This window comes from Variovorax sp. DAIF25, from assembly GCF_050711835.1.
Classification (GTDB): domain Bacteria; phylum Pseudomonadota; class Gammaproteobacteria; order Burkholderiales; family Burkholderiaceae_C; genus Variovorax.
Window position 1 is genome coordinate 3,367,768 of sequence record NZ_CP136636.1, and the last position, 18,181, is coordinate 3,385,948.

Consider the following 18,181-nt stretch of genomic DNA (forward strand, 5'->3'; position numbering starts at 1 on the left):
TGACTCCGGATGGGGGCTCACTGGGTGGCGCGGCGCATCGCGTTGCCCTTGGCCTTGACGTTCTTCGTCAGGGTGACGATCTCCTCGGGTGTCGGCACCACCATGCTGTTGTCGGGCTTGCGCACGTTGGTCGAGCCGGCCCACTGGCATTTGCGCGCCAGCGCCGCGATGGCGTCGCGCAGCACCCGCACGCCGGCGTCGTAGGCCTTGGCGTCGCTCTGCACGAACCATTCGACCGACTCGACCGACTTGTCGCCGGCCTTGTAGGCGGCAGCACAGGCCTTGATGTGCGTGTTCTCGTGCTCGATGGTGAATTCGGCCAGCGGCTTGCACAGCTTCTGCCGGATCTGCTGTTCGGTCACCGGCCGCGTGGTCGGCGACTGGCCCGGGCGCGGAACGTACTCCACCAGCTGGCAGCTGCCGCCGCTGATCACCGTGCCGAAGGAGGGCGCCGCGGCCCCGGCCGTGCCGGCGTCGCTGGCCGGTGGCGCGAGCACGCCGTACAGGTTGCCTTGCATGGCCGCGGTGAGCGCGCTGGTGGCCTGTGTCTGCATCGCATCGATGCTCAGGGGGTAGTAGGCCTGGGAGATCCAGGTCTGGAACTTGGCGCGCAGGAATTCCTGTTCGAGCATTTCGCGGTACAGCCGCGGCAGGTCCTGGCAGCGGTCGCAGTCGGGCGCGGCCTGGGCGGCGGCGCAGCCGAGCGCGAGCGCCAGCGCGGCCAGCGCGCGCGAGGGGCGTGGAAGCAGCTTCACGGTGAGGGGCTCCTGGAGGGAAGGGAGGGGGACGGCGCGTCGTCGTCGGCCGCCAGCGAGATCGCGAGCGCCAGTGCCTGGGTGCGCGGCGCGTCGGCATCGAGGGCCAGGGCGGTCTCGACGCTGCGGCCTGCCTCGGCATCGCGGCCCGCGGCGGATTCGGCCAGCGCGCGGTTGTGCCAGGCGCGGGCCGACAGCGGCGCGCGTTCGGTGGCCTCGCGCCAGAGCGCGGCCGGGTCGGCCCAGATGGCGGCGCGCCAGGCGCAGGTGGCCGCGAGTGCCGCCAGCAGGACGAGTCCCGGAACTGCGCGGCCGGGCCGGCGCAGCCAGGTCGCGAGCAGGGCGCCCAGCGCCAGTGCCGGGCCGATCCACGCGGGGTACAGCGGCTTTTCCACGATCCAGTCGAGCCGCGCGATCAGCGTGTGGGTCGGCGCGAGCATGGCCAGCGGCCACAGCAGCGCCAAGGTCGCGAGCGGCCAGCGCCGGCGCAATGCGAGCGCGGCGAGCAGCAGGCCCGCGAGCGCGAGCGCGCCCGGCAGCACCGCGCCCGCGCCTGGCGCCGGATGCTCGACCGACAGCGCCCAGGGCCGCAGCCACAGCGCGAGCGACAGCGGCAGCGCGGCGGCATGCCGGGCCAGGGCCTCGAGCGGATCGGCCAGCGCGAGCGAGTAGCCGGCCAGTTCGCGCAGCCGGGGGCCGAAAGCCCAGAGCAGCGCGGCACCGGCGAGCGTGGCGAACGTGGGCCCGGCCACGCGCCGCGCGATGCGGCCGGCCGTGGCGCCGGGTCGGGTGGACTCCCACACGATCAGCAGCAGCGGATAGACCAGCGCCACTTCCTTGGCCGACACCGCGAGCGCGAAGGCGACGAGCGACAGCGCTTCAAAGACGGTGCGGCGCGTGCGGACCAGGCCCTCGCGCCACGCATGTTCATGGGCCAGCAGCGCCAGCACCAGCCCCAGCGTCATCAGTCCGGTGGAGCGCCCGCTCGCGAAGCTCACCACCGCCGCGTGCGCGGGCTGCAGCGCGAACAGCGCGGCGGCCAGGAAGGCGGCCAGCGGATCGGCCAGCCGGCCGAGGGCGAGCCGCCACACGGCGAGCACCGTGGCCGCGTGCAGCGCGAGGTTGGTGGCCAGGAAGCCGGTGCCGTCGAAGCCCCACAGCGCATGGTCGGCGACGTAGCTCAGCCGCAGCAGCGGCCGGAAGCCGTTGGCGAGCCGCTCGCGCAGGGCCTCGCCGCCGGCCGTGGCCGGGTCGAGCACGATGTTGGGCAGGTCGTCGTACTGGAAGCCGCCGGCCAGCCCGGCGGCCCAGGCGGAGAAGCACAGCGCCAGCAGCGCGACCGCCGCCATGGGTTCGGTCGCGGGAAGAAGAGGGATGCGGGAAGCCGGAAGGCGGGCTGCGGGCATGCGGCGATTCTGGCGAGCGCGCCGCGCGCCAGCCATTGGCCGAAGCGCCTATGTCAGCCGTGATGTCGCCCATGAAAAAAGCCGGCACGTCGGCCGGCTTGTCGTCGGGGTGCGCCGCGAACGGCGCGCCGTCATCAGGCCGCGAGGGCCGCGACGCTCTGGTTGGCGGCTTCGGCGGTCGCCGTGCCGATGTCGCTGCGGGCCGAAGCCAGCGCGGCGTTCTTGACCGCGTCGCCCATGCCGAGGCCTTCGGCACGCACGAAGCGCACGTCGGTGATGCCGAAGAAGCCGAAGATCACCTTGAGGTAGCTCTCCTGGTGCTCGGTGGCCTGGCCGCCTTCGGTGGTCGAGTAGATGCCGCCGCGGCTCGAGGCCACGATCACGGTCTTGCCGCCGGCCAGGCCGACCGGGCCCTTGTCGGTGTACTTGAAGGTGCGGCCGGCCTGCGCGAGGCGGTCGATCCAGGCCTTGAGCTGGCTCGGGATGGTGAAGTTGTAGAGCGGGGCGCCCACGACCACCACGTCGGCGGCGAGGAACTGGCTCACCAGCTTTTCGGACAGCGCGTTCTCGCGCTGCTGGGCTTCGGTGGGCTGGGCCTGCACGCCGGTCTTGATGCCGAGCGCGTCGGCGCTGAAGTGGGAGGGGGTGTCGACCGCGAGGTCGAGGTACTCGACCGTGGTGTCGGGATGAGCGGCGCGCCAGGCGGCCACGGTTTCGGCGGTGAGCAGGCGCGAGGCCGAGTTGCCGCTGAGGATGCTGGAGTCGACGTGAAGCAGCTTCATGATGTTGATCGCTTTCTTTCTTTCGATGTCGGCGCTCAAAGGTGGCCGGCGTGGTCAGAATTCTATTTTTGGTGCGAGTGAGTGATAAGTAGGTAAAAATAAGCCACATCGTTTCAAAAACAGGACAGTAGAGCCATGCAGGACCTCAACGACATGGTGTTCTTCGCCGAAGTGGCCGAGCGCGGCGGCTTCGCGGCCGCGAGCCGGGCGCTGGGCATTCCGAAGTCGCGGCTGTCGCGGCGCGTGGCCGAGCTCGAGGAGCAGCTCGGCGTGCAGCTGATGCAGCGCAGCACGCGGCGGCTGTCGCTCACGCCGGCTGGCGAGATCTACCTGCGCCACGCGGCCTCGGTGCGCGACGCGGCGCGCGCCGCCTCCGAGGCCGTGGCGCAGGTGCAGACCGAGCCCAGCGGCCTGGTGCGGCTCAGCTGCCCGGTCACGATCTCGCACAGCGGGCTGGCGCAGGTGCTGCCGAGCTTCCTCGAGCGCTATCCGGCGGTGCGCATCGACATGCGGGTGATCAACCGGCCGGTCGACCTGATCGAGGAGGGCATCGACATCGCGCTGCGCGTGCGGCCGCAGATCGAGGACAGCGCGACCCTGGTGGCGCGCACCTTCGGCACCAGCCGCGGCGTGCTGGTGGCAACGCCCGAGCTGGTGCGGCGGCTGGGGCCGATCGAGGGGCCGGAGGATCTCGCGAAGCTGCCGACCGCGGCGATGTCGGTCAACGGGGAAGGCCGCAGCGAATGGCGGCTCGAGGGCCCCAAGGGCCGGATCCACGTGCATGCCCACACGCCGCGCTACGTGGCCGACGACCTCGCCACCCTGCAGTACGCGGTGCTCGGCGGCGTGGGCGCGACCCTGCTGCCCGACTACATGTGCCGCGCCGACCTCAACGAAGGGCGGCTGACCCGGGTGCTGTGCGACTGGGGGCCGACGCCGGTGGTCGCGCACATGGTGTTTCCGGCGCGACGCGCGCTGGTGCCGGCGGTGCGGCGGCTGATCGACTTCCTGGTCGAGCACCTGGAACACGGGGCGCACCGCATGTTCTGACGGCGATTTCGAGGCCCCGGACCGGGTCGATATGCAAAAAACGTCATAACCAAACAATCAGATATTCGTTTGGCATCCTTGGCGGGGTTCGGACAATCCAGGTCTTCCATTCCATCCAAGGAACGACCATGGCAACCCTCCGTCTCGGCGACAGCGCCCCCGATTTCACCCAGGATTCCAGCGAAGGCCCGATCAGATTCCATGAATGGGCCGGCGATTCGTGGGTCGTGTTCTTCTCGCACCCGGCCGACTTCACGCCCGTGTGCACCACCGAGCTCGGCAAGACGGCGGCCCTGTCGGGCGAGTTCCAGAAGCGCGGCGTGAAGCCGATCGCGCTGAGCGTGGACCCGGCCGACAAGCACAAGGAATGGATCGGCGACATCAACGACACGCAGAACACCACGGTCAACTTCCCGATCGTGGCCGACGCCGACCGCAAGGTGTCGGACCTCTACGACCTGATCCACCCGAACGCCTCGGCCACGGCCACGGTGCGCAGCGTGTTCATCATCGATCCGAAGAAGACGATCCGCACCATCATCACCTACCCGGCCTCGACCGGCCGCAACTTCGACGAGATCCTGCGCGTGATCGACTCGCTGCAGCTCACCGACAGCCACAAGGTGGCGACGCCCGTGAACTGGAAGGACGGCGACGACGTGGTCATCATCCCGAGCCTGCAGGACCCGGCCGAGATCGCCCAGCGCTTCCCCAAGGGCTACAAGGCGGTGCGTCCCTACCTGCGCCTGACGCCGCAGCCGAACAAGTAAGCCGGCGGCATCGGCCCAGGCCCACCACCTTCGCATGCAGACCCGCATCGTCATCGTTCCCGGCTGGCGCGACTCCGGCCCCGGCCACTGGCAGAGCCTGTGGCAGGAGCGCATTCCGGGTGCCGCGCGCGTGCAGCAGGACGACTGGGCCTCGCCGCGGCGCGAGGCCTGGGTGTCGACGCTGGCGCGGCTGGTGCTCGAATCGCCGCAGCCGGTGGTGATCGCGGCGCACAGCCTGGGCTGCATCGCCACGGCGCACCTGCCGGCGGAGGCCGCGGCCCGGATCCAGGGCGCGCTGCTGGTGGCGCCGGCCGATCCGGAACGCCGTGCCGTGCTGTCGGACTTCGCGCCCGTGCCCTACGCGGCGCTGCCGTACCGCAGCATCGTGGTGGCCAGCAGCAACGACCCGTACTGCCCGATCCGCCTGGCCGGCGCATACTCGCGCGCCTGGGGCAGCGAGTTCGTTCGCATGCAGAATGCGGGCCACATCAACGTCGACTCGGGGCACGGGGAATGGCCGCTCGGCCTGGCCCTGCTCCAGTCGCTGACCGACGAGCCCGCCCCCTGGGCGGCGGGCCGTGATTTTTCAGAAACCTTGGCAACCACATGACTTCCAGAATCAAGACCTTCGCCGCCGTGCTCGCGCTGGCGTCCTCCGCACTCGTCGGCAGCAGCGCCCTGGCCCAGGGCACCGGCCTGCTGAACGCCTCGTACGACGTGGCGCGCGAGTTCTACAAGGACTACAACGCGGCCTTCACGGCGCACTACAAGAAGGCCACCGGCAAGGACGTCAAGATCGACCAGTCGCACGGCGGCTCCAGCGCCCAGGCGCGCGCGGTGGCCGACGGCCTCGATGCCGACGTGGTGACCATGAACACCTCGACCGACATCGACTTCCTGGCCAACGCCGGCGTGGTCGCCAAGGACTGGACCAAGAAATTCCCCGAGAACGCATCGCCGACCACCTCGACCATGCTGTTCCTGGTGCGCAACGGCAATCCCAAGGGCATCAAGGACTGGGACGACCTGGTCAAGCCCGGCGTGCAGGTCGTGATCGTCAACCCCAAGACCGGCGGCAACGGCCGCTACGCCTACCTGGCGGCCTGGGGCTACGTCAAGAAGAAGGGCGGCACCGACGCCCAGGCGGCCGAGTTCGTCGGCAAGCTGTTCAAGAACACGCCGGTGCTGGCGCGCGGCGGCCGCGATGCCACCACCGCCTTCCTGCAACGCAACATCGGCGACGCGCTGATCACCTTCGAATCCGAAGTGGTCTCGATCGACCGCGAATTCGGCACCGGCAAGGTCGACTCGGTCTATCCGTCGATCAGCATCGTGGCCGAGAACCCGGTGGCCGTGGTCGAGCGCACGGTCGCCAAGAAGGGCACCGGCGAACTCGCCAAGGCCTACCTCGACTGGCTCTATTCCGAAGAAGCGCAGGAAATCGCCGCCAAGCACGCGCTGCGCCCGCGTTCGCAGACCGTGCTCAAGAAGTACGCCGCGACCTTCAAGCCGCTGCAGCTGTTCACGGTGCAGGAACTGTTCGGCAGCCTCGGCGAAGCGCAGAAGGTGCACTTCAACGACGGCGGCCAGTTCGACAAGCTCTACACGCCCGGCGCCCGGTAAATGAGCGGGGCAACCTCCTCGGCGCTGTCCTCACCGGCAGCGCCGTTTTCGCGTGCGGTCGGCGGCGGTGGCGCCAAGCGCGTGCTGCCCGGCTTCTCGATGACGCTGGGCTTCGCGGTCTTCTACCTCTGCCTGATCGTGCTGATCCCGCTGTCGGCGCTGGTCTTCAAGACCTTCACGCTGAACTGGGACCAGTTCTGGGTCGCCGTGACCGCGCCGCGCGTGCTGGCCTCGTACCGGCTGACCTTCGGCGCCTCGCTGCTCGCGGCGCTGGTGAACCTGGTGTTCGGGCTGCTCGTGGCCTGGGTGCTGGTGCGCTACAAGTTCCCGGGCAAGCGCATCGTCGATGCGCTGGTCGACCTGCCGTTCGCGCTGCCCACGGCCGTGGCCGGCATCTCGCTGACCGCGCTGCTGGCCGGCAACGGCTGGGTCGGGCAGTACCTCGAGCCGCACGGCATCAAGCTCGCGTTCACGCCCGCGGGCGTGGTGATCGCGCTGATCTTCATCGGGCTGCCCTTCGTGGTGCGCACGGTGCAGCCGGTGCTCGAAGACGCCGAGAAGGAACTCGAGGAGGCCGCCACCTCGCTGGGCGCGACGCGGCTGCAGACCTTCACCAAGGTGATCTTCCCCTCGATCGCGCCGGCGCTGCTCACGGGCTTCGCCATGGCCTTCGCGCGCGCGATCGGCGAGTACGGCTCGGTGATCTTCATCGCCGGCAACATGCCGATGATCTCGGAGATCACGCCGCTGATCATCATCGGCAAGCTCGAGCAGTACGACTACGCGGGCGCCACGGCGGTCGCGCTGGTGATGCTGGTGATCTCGTTCCTGCTGCTGCTGGTCATCAACGGCCTGCAGGCATGGCAGCGTCGCCGGGCAGGAGGTTGAGATGAGCGCACCGTCCAAAGTCATCCGCCGCACCCAGGCCGGCACCACCGAAGCCGCCTGGGTCCGCTGGCTGCTGATCGGCCTCGCGCTGGTCTTCATGTTCCTGTTCCTCGTGCTGCCGCTGGCGGCCGTGGCCACCGAGGCACTGCGCAAGGGCCTCAACGCCTACCTCGAGGCGCTCAAGGAACCCGATGCCTGGAGCGCGATCCGCCTGACGCTGATCACGGCCGCCATCGCGGTGCCGCTGAACCTGGTGTTCGGCGTGGCCGCGGCCTGGGCCATCGCCAAGTTCGAGTTCCGCGGCAAGGCCTTCCTCACCACGCTGATCGACCTGCCGTTCGCGGTGTCGCCGGTGGTGGCGGGCCTGATCTACGTGCTGGTGTTCGGCGCCCAGGGCTGGTTCGGCCCGTGGCTGGCCGCGCACGACATCAAGATCATCTTCGCCGTGCCCGGCATCGTGCTGGCCACCGTGTTCGTGACCTTCCCGTTCATCGCGCGCGAGCTGATCCCGCTGATGCAGGCGCAGGGCACCGACGAGGAACAGGCCGCGATCGTGCTCGGCGCGAACGGCTGGCAGACCTTCTGGCGCGTGACGCTGCCCAACATCAAGTGGGGCCTGCTGTACGGGGTGATCCTGTGCAATGCGCGCGCCATGGGCGAGTTCGGCGCGGTGTCGGTGGTCTCGGGCCACATCCGCGGCCAGACCAACACCATGCCGCTGCACGTGGAAGTGCTCTACAACGAATACCAGTCGGTGGCCGCCTTCGCGGTGGCCTCGCTGCTGGCGATCCTGGCGCTGGTGACGCTGGTGATCAAGTCGGTGATCGAATGGCGCCATGAGCGCGAGATGAAGGCGATCGCCGAGCTGCCGCCGGAACGGCCGACGGCGGCCTAGGAAGAAAGAATTTCATGAGCATCGAAATCCGCAACATCAGCAAGCAGTTCGGCACCTTCCGGGCCTTGAACGACGTCAACCTGAACGTCGAATCGGGCGAGCTCGTCGCGCTGCTCGGCCCCTCGGGCTGCGGCAAGACCACGCTGCTGCGCATCATCGCCGGGCTGGAAACGGCCGACGCCGGCAGCATCCTGTTCTCGGGCGAGGACACCACCGACGTGCACGTGCGTGAGCGCCAGGTCGGCTTCGTGTTCCAGCACTACGCGCTGTTCCGCCACATGACCGTGTTCGAGAACGTGGCCTTCGGCCTGCGCGTGAAGCCGCGCAAGGAGCGCCCGAGCGAAGCCCAGATCAAGGCCAAGGTGACCGAGCTGCTCAAGCTCGTGCAGCTCGACTGGCTGGCCGACCGCTATCCGCCGCAGCTCTCGGGCGGCCAGCGCCAGCGCATCGCGCTGGCCCGCGCACTCGCGGTCGAGCCCAAGGTGCTGCTGCTCGACGAGCCCTTCGGCGCGCTCGACGCCAAGGTGCGCAAGGAACTGCGCCGCTGGCTGCGCCGGCTGCACGACGAGCTGCATGTCACCTCGATCTTCGTCACCCACGACCAGGAAGAGGCGCTGGAAGTGGCCGACCGCGTGGTGGTCATCAACAAGGGCCACATCGAGCAGGTCGGCTCGCCGCAGGAGGTCTGGGACCAGCCCGCGAGCCCCTTCGTCTACGGCTTCCTCGGCGACGTGAACCTGTTCCACGGCCGCGCCGACAACGGCTCGGTGCAGCTGGGCGACGTGCGCCTCGATTCGCCCGAGCACAGCGGCGCGCGCGACGCCAAGGCGCTGGCCTACGTCCGTCCGCATGACCTGGAGGTGACAGCCCACGTACCGGGCGCAACGAGCGGCATCGTCGCCACGCTGGCGCGCGCGATCGTCGTCGGTCCGATCGCGCGGCTGGAACTTGAACCCGTCGACACGAATCCAGACAATCCGGGCTCCGGAACCATCATCGAGGCGCAACTCCCTGCGCAACAGTTCCGTGACCTGGGCTTGAAGGAGGGCGACACCGTCGTCGCCACGCCACGCAAGGCCAGGGTGTTCGTAGAAGAGGATTGGGTGTCTCCTTGATCGATTGGTACTTCGGCGCGCCGCGCCGCGCTTACGGCCTGATCTGCCTGGCCTGCGTGCTCATGCTGGCCTTCGGGCTCTACCTGCAGCACGTGGTGGGGCTCGAGCCCTGTCCGATGTGCATCGTCCAGCGCTATGCGCTGGTGCTGGTGGCGGTGTTCACGGGGCTGGCCGGGGCTTTCCGCGGCCGCGCGCTGCAGGTCGGCGGCGGCCTGCTGGCCCTGCTGTCGGCCCTCGGCGGCGCCTACACGGCGGCCTCGCAGAGCTGGCTGCAGTGGTATCCGCCCGAGGTGGTGTCGTGCGGCCGCGACCTCTACGGCATGATCGAGACCTTCCCGCTCAAGCGGGCGCTGCCGATGATCTTCCGCGGCGGCGGCGACTGTTCCAAGATCGACTGGACGCTGTTCGGCCTGACGCTGGCGAACTGGTCCTTCATCGCCTTCGCGGTGCTGACGGTCCTGCTGCTGGTGCTGCTGTTCCGCCGGCGCCCGGTGCGCTGAGCGCGGCGTTCGCCGCATCGGCCTTCCAAGGCGGACCGCGGGTCCGCCTTTCGTCTTTGTGGCGCCCCGTACGGTGATGAGGGCGGCGAGGGCGGAGTAACCCCGCCGCGGAACTCCGTCTTTAGGAACGCTTCAGACAGCGGGACTAGGATGCTCCCATCCCCCTTGCATGGCGACCCGGCCGCAGAGCCCGGCGAATGCATCCCCCGCCCGTTCCACTTCCTTCCCGCTGCATGCCCCAGACTCCCCCCCGGCGTTCGCGCAAGCTCCTCTACGGCATCCTGGCCCTCGTCGTGCTCGGCATCGCGGCCGCGATCGTGCTCACGCCGGCCAAGAAACCCGAATACCTGACGGCGACGGTGCAGCGCGCCGACCTCGAGAACGCGGTGCTGGCCACCGGCGTGCTGCAGGCGCTGCGGCAGGTGGAGGTGGGCGCGCAGGTCACGGGCCAGCTCAAGTCGCTCAAGGTGTCGCTGGGCCAGACCGTGAAGAAGGGCGACTGGCTGGCCGAGATCGATCCCGCGATCTCGCAGAACACGCTGGCGCAGGAACAGGCCCGGCTCGACAACCTGCAGGCCCAGAAGGTGGCGAAGGAAGTGCGCGTGAAGCAGGCCGAGCTGGCCTGGGCGCGCCAGCGCGAGATGCTGGCGCAGGACGCCTCGGCGCGGCAGGACATGGAGAGCGCCGACGCCGAACTGCGCGCGCTGCGCGCCGACGCGGTGTCGCTCGACGCGCAGATCCGCCAGCAGCGCCTGGCCGTGTCCTCGGCCCAGACCAACCTCTCGTACACCCGCATCATCGCGCCCATCGACGGCGACGTGATCTCGATCAAGACGCTCGAGGGTCAGACCGTGGTCGCGTCGTTCCAGGTGCCCACGCTGATGACCCTGGCCGACCTGTCGACGATGACGATCAAGGCCCAGGTGTCCGAAGCCGACGTGGTGCGCGTGCGCGCCGGGCTGCCGGTCTACTTCACCATCCTCGGCGACCCCGACAAGCGCTACCACGGCACGCTGCGCGCGGTGCAGCCCTCGCCCGAGAAGATCAACAACGCGGTGTTCTTCAACGCGCTGTTCGACGTGCCGAACCCCGATCGCACCCTGCGCGTGGACATGACGGCCCAGGTCGCGATCATGCTCGGCGAGGCGAAGCAGGCGCTGACCGTGCCGCTGACCGCGCTGGGCAACCGCGACAAGGAAGGCCGCTACGAGGTGCGCGTGCTCAAGGCCGACCACACGCCCGAGACGCGCAAGGTGCGCACCGGCATCACCAACAACTTCCAGGCCCAGGTGCTCGAGGGGCTGAAGGAGGGCGACCAGGTCATCACCGGCGACGCCTCGGCCGTGGAGCCGCGCGAGGGCGAGGCCAACGGCGGCGAGCGCCGCGGCAAGGGCCCATGACGCAGCCGCCACGGCAGGCCCTGCTGTCGCTGCGCGGCATCGGGCGCAGCTTCCCTTCGGGCGAGACGCGGGTGCAGGTGCTCGAGGACGTGAACCTCGACATCGGCCACGGCGAGATGCTCGCGATCGTCGGCGCCTCGGGTTCGGGCAAGTCGACGCTGATGAACATCCTGGGCTGCCTCGACCGCCCCAGCAGCGGCAGCTACACGGTCTCGGGCCACGACGTGGGCACGCTCGACAGCGACGCGCTGGCCGAGTTGCGGCGCGAGCACTTCGGCTTCATCTTCCAGCGCTACCACCTGATGCAGCACCTGACGGCCACCGGCAACGTCGAGGTGCCGGCGGTGTACGCGGGCACCGACGGCGCGACGCGCGAGGCGAGGGCGCGGCAGCTGCTCGCACGGCTGGGCCTGGACGACCGCGGCGACCACCGGCCGAGCCAGCTCTCGGGCGGCCAGCAGCAGCGCGTGAGCATCGCGCGCGCGCTGATGAACGGCGGCCAGGTGATCCTGGCCGACGAGCCCACGGGCGCGCTCGACAGCCGCAGCGGCCAGGAGGTGATCGCGATCCTGCGCGAGCTGCATGCGCAGGGCCACACCATCATCATCGTGACCCACGACATGCAGGTGGCGAGCTGCACCGAGCGCATCATCGAGATCGCCGACGGCCGCATCGTGGGCGACCGGCCCAACGTGCCGACCGTGCCCGCGCCCGAAGCGACCGGTGCCGGCGAGGCACCGCAGCCCGTGACCCGGCCCGCCACGGGCGGCCGGCTGAGCACCGGCTGGTCGCGCTTCGCCGAGGCCTTCCGCATGGCCTGGCGCTCGATGATGTCGCACCGCATGCGCACCGCGCTCACCATGCTGGGCATCGTGATCGGCATCACCTCGGTGGTCTCGATCGTGGCGATCGGGGAGGGCGCCAAGCGCTTCGTGCTGTCCGACATCCGCGCCATCGGCACCAACACGCTCGACATCTACCCGGGCCGCGACTTCGGCGACGACAAGGCGCAGAGCATCCGCACCCTGGTGCCGGCCGACCTGCAGGCGATCGCGGCGCAGCCCTTCGTGCACAGCGTGACGCCGGCCACCATGCGCAGCCTGCGGCTGCGCTACCGCAGCATCGACATCAACGGCAACGTCAACGGCGTCAGCGACAACTACTTCGCGGTGCGCGACGTGCAGATGGCCAGCGGCATCGCCTTCAACGCCAACGACGTGCGGCACCAGTCGCAGGTGGTGGTGATCGACCAGAACACGCGCCGCAAGCTGTTTCCCGAGGGCGTGGATCCGCTCGGCAAGATCATCCTGGTCGGCAGCCTGCCGTGCACCGTGATCGGCGTGGCGCAGGAGAAGAAGAGCATGTTCGGCGAGAACAAGCAGCTCAACATCTGGCTGCCCTACAGCACGGCGGCGAGCCGGCTGTTCGGCCAGCAGCACTTCGACGGCATCACGGTGCGCATCCGCGACGAGCAGCCGACCAAGGCGGCCGAGGACGGCATCGTGAAGCTGCTGACCCTGCGCCACGGCGGCAAGGACTTCTTCACCTTCAATATGGACAGCATCGTGAAGACGGCCGAGCGCACCAGCCAGTCGCTGACCCTGCTGCTGTCGCTGATCGCGGTGATCTCGCTGGTGGTGGGCGGCATCGGCGTGATGAACATCATGCTGGTGTCGGTGACCGAGCGCACGCGCGAGATCGGCATCCGCATGGCGGTGGGCGCGCGCCAGAGCGACGTGCTGCAGCAGTTCCTGACCGAGGCCGTGCTGGTGTGCCTGGTCGGCGGTCTGATCGGCGTGCTGCTGTCCTATGGCATCAGCTTCCTGTTCTCCCTGTTCGTGAAGCAATGGCAGATGATCTTCTCGCTCGGTGCCGTGCTGTCGGCCTTCTTCTGCGCCTCGCTGATCGGCGTGCTGTTCGGCTACCTGCCAGCACGCAACGCGGCGCGGCTCGACCCCATCGAGGCACTGGCCCGTGAGTAAGGCGCGCCTGTTCCCCCTGGCCCTCGTGGCCGCGCTGGTCGCGGCCGGCTGCACCGCGTTCCAGCCCGAGCGCCGGCCCGAGAAGCCGCTCGAGCTGCCCTCGGCCTGGCAGCAGCCGCAGCCGGGCACGGCCAGCGCGGCGGCGGTGTTCCCGGCGAAGTGGTGGTCGGCCTTCGGCGATCCGCGGCTCGATGCGCTGGTCGACCAGGCGCTGCAGGTCAACAACGACCTCGCGGCCGCCGGCATCCGGGTGCAGCGCGCGCAGCTGCAGGCCGGCCTGGCCGACACCAACCTCACGCCCGGCGTGGTCGGCCAGGCTGCCACCAGCCGCGGCTACGACCTCAAGCGCGGCGGTGTCGCGGGCTCGAGTTCGAGTTCGCTGGTGACGCTGAGCTACGAGCTCGACCTCTGGGGCCGGCTCGCGGCGGTGCGCAGCGCGGCCGACTGGGAACTGAAGGCGACCCAGTCCGACCGGCAGGCGACGGCGCTGGCGCTGGTCGCGACCACCGCCAATCTCTACTGGCAGACCGGCTATCTGAACCAGCGCATCGCGCTGAGCGAGGCCGGCATGGAGGACGCGCGGCGCATCGTGGCGCTGGTGCGCGCGCGCTACGAGGCCGGCGCGGTCTCGGGCCTCGATGTGGCGCAGGCCGGCCAGAACCTCGCGAGCCAGGAGGCGGCGCATACGCAGCTGCTGCAGCAGCGCGTGGAAACGCGCAATGCGCTCGCGATCCTGTTCGACCGTCCGCCCGAGGTGGCGGCCGAGGAGCCCGCGAGCCTGCCCGACGCGGCGCTGCCCGCCATCGACGCGGGCCTGCCCGCCAGCCTGCTGGGCCGGCGTCCCGACCTGCGCGCGGCCGAGCAGCGGCTGCGCGGCGCGCTCGCCAACGTCGACGCGACGCGCACCGGCTTCTATCCGGCGCTGAGCCTCACGGGCTCGCTCGGCACCTCGAGCACGGCGCTGGGTCAACTGCTGCGCAACCCGGTCGCGACGCTGGGCGCGGGCCTCGCGCTGCCCTTCCTGCAATGGAACACGGCGCGGCTGACGGTGGCGGTGTCGCAGAGCCAGTACGAGGAAGCGGTGGCGGGCTTCCGGCAATCGCTGTACACGGCGCTGTCGGAAGTGGAGAACGCGTTGTCGTCGCGCACCCAGTTGCGCGACGAGAGCGCGAAGCTGGTGGTGGCGCTGGAGCTGGCGCAGCGCGCCGAGCGGCTGTCGGAGGTGCGCTACCGCGCGGGGGCGACGGCGCTGCAGCCGGTGCTCGACGCGAAGGACCGGCGGCGCGCGGCCGAGGTGTCGCTGGCGCAGAACCGGGTCAACCAGCTCAACGCGACGATGACGCTCTACAAGGCGCTCGGCGGCGGAGCCGTCGAATAGCCGGCGCGGTGGATCAGGCCTGGAACGGCGGCGCGCCGCGCAGCTTGCGCCAGAGCAGGCCCGGCAGCCGCAGCACGAACTCCACCATCAGCCGCGTGTGCATCCAGGTCAGCAGCACGTTGTCGCGCCCGTAGCGGAAGTGCGAGACCCCGCCTTCCTCGGCCGTCAGGTACTTGACCGGCGCATCGATGTTGACCGGCTTCACGCCGCGCCAGGCCAGCCGCACCACGGCCTCGGTGTCGAAGTCGAAGCGGCGCATCCAGGGCTGGCGCTGCATCACCGCGATCAGGTCCTGCACCGGGTAGACGCGAAAGCCGTAGAGCGAATCGCCGACGCCGGCGAACAGCGTCTCGAGCTGGGTCCAGCCGTTGGAGACGCGGCGCCCGCGCACGCGCAGCAGCGGCGCGCTGGCGTCGAACACCGGGCGGCCCAGCACCATGGTCTCGGGCCGTGCCAGCGAGGCCTGCATGAAGGCCGGGATCAGCGGCGCCGGATGCTGGCCGTCGGAGTCCATGGTGAGCGCATGCGTGAAACCGGCATCGCGCGCCGCGCGCAGCCCGTGCAGCACCGCCGCGCCCTTGCCCTGGTTCTCGGGCAGCAGCCACACGCGCAGGCCGGGGCGGTCGGCGGCCATCCGCTGCAGCCGCTCGCCGGTGCCGTCGTCGCTGCCGTCGACCACCACCCACACCGGGCTCCATTGCGCGAGCGCCGCCTCGACGGTGGAGAACAGGCGCTCGCCCGTGTTGTAGCTCGGGATCAGGACAAGGTGGGTGCGCGAGGCGTCTGGCATTCGGGAGAGTCGGCGTCGGCGGCGCGCCGTTCCAGGTGGTGGCGGAAATATTGTTCGAGCTCGGATTGCAGCACGTCGCTGTCCTGCGTCGGCGCGAAGCGCTGGCCCAGGCGCAGCTTGAACACGATCGGCAGCGGCGGCACGCGCCAGATCGGCCAGCCCTTGCCGAGGTAGGGCGAGTCGGTGTCGATGAACACGGTCTGGATCGGCGCCTGCGCGAGCTTGGCGATCAGCGTGACGCCGGGGCGGAACGGATTGAGCGGCGGCGTGACGGTGCGCGTGCCCTCGGGAAAGATCACCAACTGGCCGCCTTCGCGCAGGTCGGCCACCGCCAGCCGCACCATGGTGCGCGCCGATTCGTTGCTGATGTAGCGCGCCAGCCGCGCGCCCGCGCCCAGGAAGATGTTGTGCAGCAGCTCGGCCTTCATGATGCAGGCGCTGCGCGGCAGCCGCGCCACCAGCAGCAGCGCGTCGAGCATGGTCGGGTGGTTGGCCACGAAGATCACGCCGGGCTCGTCGCGCAGCGCGTCGAGGCAGCTCGCGTCGATGCGCATCATGCCGGTGACCGAGGCCAGGCCCCAGAAGGTGCGGTAGGCGAAGGCGATGGTGGCGCGGCCCAGCGCGCGCGCCGGCTTCACCGGCATCACCGGATGGATCAGCATCGCGAAGGCGTTCCAGACCAGCGAGATCACGCCGAGGAACAGCAGCAGCGCATAGAGCATCAGCGCCAGGGGAACGGCCGTGAGAATGCGCAGCACGCGGAGGATCATCGGGAAAGGTGGGGCTGCCGTTCGAGCGTCAGTCCCGCCGCCGCCCGGGGGCGGTGGCATGGGCTTCGATCTCGACCAGCAGGTCGCCGCGGCAGATGTCGGCCTCGAGATATACCGCGCCGCGCACCATCGGCGCGTCGGACCCGAGCGCGTCTTCGAGCACGCCGCGCACGGCTTCGAGATCGCCCGGGTGGCGCACGTAGACCACGCCGTCGAGCGCCGCGACCGAGAAGCGCGCCGATCCCTGCGCGTTGGCGGCATGCACCACGGCCTCGAGGTTGCGCAGCGTCTCGCGGGTCTGCTCGCGCACGTCGCCGCGGTGCACGGTCTCGTGGCCGACGATGCTCGCGGTGCCCGAGATGAACAGCGCGCAGCGTTCGTCGCCGATGTCGGCCAGCGCCGCGCGCGAGAAGGTGGGGGCGCGCGGCCCGTAGGTCGAGGGATAGCGGTAGGCCGAGACCTGGCGCGGGTTCTCGATCGGCAGCGGGGCGCGGCGCCCGGCCAGGAAGCGCACCGACAGCGCGCCGCGGTGGATGCCCAGCGCGCAGGCGGCCGGCGCGCCCTCGAAGGCGGCGCGGCCGGCTTCGAGGAAGGCGTCCTGCCGGCCCAGGTTGAACTGGCGGTAGCGCTCGAGCCCGCCGCCGTCGCCGTTGATCTGCGGCAGGTAGTTCCAGATCCGCAGCGGATGGGCGATGCCGCTCTGGTCGAGCGTGGCGAACAGGTCGCGGTAGGCGCGGTGCGCCAGCTCGGCCAGGCCCTGCTTCTCGACGCTTTCGTCGAGGTCGATCGCGCCGAGCAGCCAATGGTCGTCGGCGCGCCAGCGCACGAGGCCGGTGCGGCCGGTCTGGACCGCCGGGCCGGCGGCATGCCAGACGTCGGCCACCGCGCCGCGCTCCGACAGCACGCTGGCGTCGACCGGCGGCATCCAGTCGAGCCGCTCGGGCGTGCCGTAGCCGATGGCGGCGAAGGGCGCCGGTCCGTCGGCGGCCAGCGCCAGGCTGTCCGCGAGGGAAAGGCGCTCCACGCGCAACGAGGAAGAGGAGGGTGTTTCGCCCTGGAAGCGCACGATCAGGAAGCCTTTGCGAGGGGATCGGGGCCTGCCTGCGGGGTGTCCGCCCGGCTCGCACGGCGTGCGTGGCGGGTGGGCGGCAGCGTCGGATGTCCCGACCCGGCGAAAGGCAATGGCGTCATCGAGGGATTATCACCAAAAGGTTTGACCGGCCCGCCCGCCCGCGGCGCCGGTCCGTTGTGCGCGCCGGACAGTAAACTCGCAGCCTGCTTCGAAAACACAGGACAGCGAGAGAAAAGCCATGGCCGGACACAGCAAATGGGCAAATATTCAGCACCGGAAGGGCCGGCAGGACGAAAAACGAGGGAAGCTCTGGACCCGCGCCATCCGTGAAATCATGGTGGCGGCCCGGGCCGGCGGCGGCGACCTGAGCGCCAACCCCCGCCTGCGGCTGGCGGTCGAAAAGGCCAAGGCGGTCAATCTGCCGGCCGACACCGTCAAGCGCAACATCGACAAGGCCACGGGCAACCTCGAAGGCGTCAATTACGAAGAAATTCGTTACGAAGGGTACGGCATCGGTGGCGCGGCGATCATCGTCGACACCATGACCGACAACCGCGTGCGCACCGTGGCCGAAGTGCGCCACGCCTTCGCCAAGCACGGCGGCAACATGGGCACCGAGGGCTCGGTGGCCTTCCAGTTCAAGCATTGCGGACAGTTCGTCTTCGCCCCGGGCACGGACGAGGACAAGGTGATGGAAGTGGCGCTCGAGGCCGGCGCGGAAGACGTCGTGACCGACGACGACGGCGCCATCGAGGTGATCACCGCGCCCGGCGACTTCGAGGCGGTGAAGAACGCGCTCGAGGCGGCGGGCCTGAAGCCCGAGGTGGCCGAGGTCACGATGCGGGCCGAGAACACCATCGACGTCGTCGGCGAGGACGCCGCGAAGATGCAGCGGCTGCTCGACGTGCTCGAGGACCTGGGCGACGTGCAGGAGGTCTATCACAACGCCTCGCTGTCCGAATGAGGACCGGCACCCGGCAGCAGCAATGATGGAAAGAACACAGC

At 70.0% G+C, this 18,181-nt stretch carries 18 protein-coding genes; 12 read left to right on the forward strand and 6 right to left on the reverse strand.

Annotated elements, in window-relative coordinates:
• Positions 1-17 precede the first annotated feature (17 nt).
• The 3 genes from R0232_RS15700 to R0232_RS15710 form a co-directional block, all read right to left on the reverse strand.
• Positions 18-755 (reverse strand): hypothetical protein, encoded by a 738-nt coding sequence (locus R0232_RS15700; protein WP_431512693.1) that lies wholly within the window; start codon positions 753-755, stop codon positions 18-20.
• On the reverse strand, positions 752-2,161 hold the full coding sequence (locus R0232_RS15705) for a hypothetical protein (RefSeq protein ID WP_431512694.1): 1,410 nt from the start codon (positions 2,159-2,161) through the stop codon (positions 752-754). Before R0232_RS15705 ends, R0232_RS15700 begins: the two co-directional genes overlap by 4 nt.
• Positions 2,162-2,295: 134 nt before the next feature.
• Entirely contained in the window at positions 2,296-2,943 is a 648-nt protein-coding gene (locus R0232_RS15710) for an FMN-dependent NADH-azoreductase (RefSeq protein ID WP_093342420.1), read from the reverse strand.
• 135 nt (positions 2,944-3,078) lie between these two features.
• Here R0232_RS15710 and R0232_RS15715 point away from each other — a divergent pair, with 135 nt between their 5' ends.
• From R0232_RS15715 to R0232_RS15765, 11 genes are all read left to right on the forward strand, one after another.
• Positions 3,079-3,993, forward strand: coding sequence for a LysR family transcriptional regulator (locus tag R0232_RS15715; protein WP_296787690.1), 915 nt, complete (start codon positions 3,079-3,081; stop codon positions 3,991-3,993).
• Between the two features lie 128 nt (positions 3,994-4,121).
• Positions 4,122-4,763 (forward strand): peroxiredoxin, encoded by a 642-nt coding sequence (locus R0232_RS15720; RefSeq protein ID WP_431512695.1) that lies wholly within the window; start codon positions 4,122-4,124, stop codon positions 4,761-4,763.
• Positions 4,764-4,797: 34 nt separating this feature from the next.
• Positions 4,798-5,373 (forward strand): RBBP9/YdeN family alpha/beta hydrolase, encoded by a 576-nt coding sequence (locus tag R0232_RS15725; protein ID WP_093341564.1) that lies wholly within the window; start codon positions 4,798-4,800, stop codon positions 5,371-5,373.
• Entirely contained in the window at positions 5,370-6,386 is a 1,017-nt protein-coding gene (locus R0232_RS15730; RefSeq protein WP_093341565.1) for a sulfate ABC transporter substrate-binding protein, read from the forward strand. The genes R0232_RS15725 and R0232_RS15730 overlap by 4 nt, the downstream gene beginning before the upstream one ends.
• Positions 6,387-7,274, forward strand: coding sequence for a sulfate ABC transporter permease subunit CysT (cysT, locus tag R0232_RS15735; RefSeq protein ID WP_093341567.1), 888 nt, complete (start codon positions 6,387-6,389; stop codon positions 7,272-7,274).
• A gap of 1 nt (position 7,275) precedes the next feature.
• Positions 7,276-8,169, forward strand: coding sequence for a sulfate ABC transporter permease subunit CysW (gene cysW, locus R0232_RS15740; RefSeq protein WP_093341569.1), 894 nt, complete (start codon positions 7,276-7,278; stop codon positions 8,167-8,169).
• Positions 8,170-8,183: 14 nt separating this feature from the next.
• Complete coding sequence (locus tag R0232_RS15745; protein ID WP_093341571.1) at positions 8,184-9,284, forward strand: sulfate/molybdate ABC transporter ATP-binding protein; 1,101 nt, start codon at positions 8,184-8,186, stop codon at positions 9,282-9,284.
• The gene (locus tag R0232_RS15750) at positions 9,281-9,784 is read left to right on the forward strand and encodes a disulfide bond formation protein B (RefSeq protein ID WP_208509013.1); all 504 of its coding nucleotides are present in this window, start codon (positions 9,281-9,283) and stop codon (positions 9,782-9,784) included. Before R0232_RS15745 ends, R0232_RS15750 begins: the two co-directional genes overlap by 4 nt.
• Positions 9,785-10,017: 233 nt before the next feature.
• Positions 10,018-11,184, forward strand: coding sequence for a macrolide transporter subunit MacA (macA, locus tag R0232_RS15755; protein ID WP_203205858.1), 1,167 nt, complete (start codon positions 10,018-10,020; stop codon positions 11,182-11,184).
• Positions 11,181-13,166 carry a macrolide ABC transporter ATP-binding protein/permease MacB gene (macB, locus tag R0232_RS15760; RefSeq protein ID WP_431512696.1) on the forward strand — a complete coding sequence of 662 codons (1,986 nt, stop codon included), beginning with the start codon at positions 11,181-11,183 and terminating at the stop codon, positions 13,164-13,166. Before macA ends, macB begins: the two co-directional genes overlap by 4 nt.
• Positions 13,159-14,544: an efflux transporter outer membrane subunit gene (locus tag R0232_RS15765; protein ID WP_431512697.1), complete on the forward strand. Its 1,386-nt coding sequence runs from the start codon at positions 13,159-13,161 to the stop codon at positions 14,542-14,544. Before macB ends, R0232_RS15765 begins: the two co-directional genes overlap by 8 nt.
• A 13-nt stretch (positions 14,545-14,557) precedes the next feature.
• Here the strand turns inward: R0232_RS15765 and R0232_RS15770 are convergent, their stop codons facing one another.
• Genes R0232_RS15770 through R0232_RS15780 form a run of 3 tightly spaced genes read right to left on the reverse strand, consistent with a single transcriptional unit; the run spans position 14,558 to position 17,128 of the window.
• Positions 14,558-15,334, reverse strand: a complete 777-nt coding sequence (locus R0232_RS15770; RefSeq protein ID WP_208509009.1) for a glycosyltransferase family 2 protein — start codon at positions 15,332-15,334, stop codon at positions 14,558-14,560.
• Positions 15,301-16,104 (reverse strand): lysophospholipid acyltransferase family protein, encoded by an 804-nt coding sequence (locus R0232_RS15775; protein ID WP_296787701.1) that lies wholly within the window; start codon positions 16,102-16,104, stop codon positions 15,301-15,303. The genes R0232_RS15770 and R0232_RS15775 overlap by 34 nt, the downstream gene beginning before the upstream one ends.
• A 28-nt stretch (positions 16,105-16,132) precedes the next feature.
• A complete protein-coding gene (locus R0232_RS15780; protein ID WP_398493237.1) occupies positions 16,133-17,128 on the reverse strand; it encodes a hypothetical protein in 996 nt (331 codons plus the stop codon).
• Positions 17,129-17,414: 286 nt separating this feature from the next.
• Between R0232_RS15780 and R0232_RS15785 the strand changes: the two genes are divergently transcribed.
• Positions 17,415-18,140 (forward strand): YebC/PmpR family DNA-binding transcriptional regulator, encoded by a 726-nt coding sequence (locus R0232_RS15785; protein ID WP_431512698.1) that lies wholly within the window; start codon positions 17,415-17,417, stop codon positions 18,138-18,140.
• Positions 18,141-18,181 lie beyond the last annotated feature (41 nt).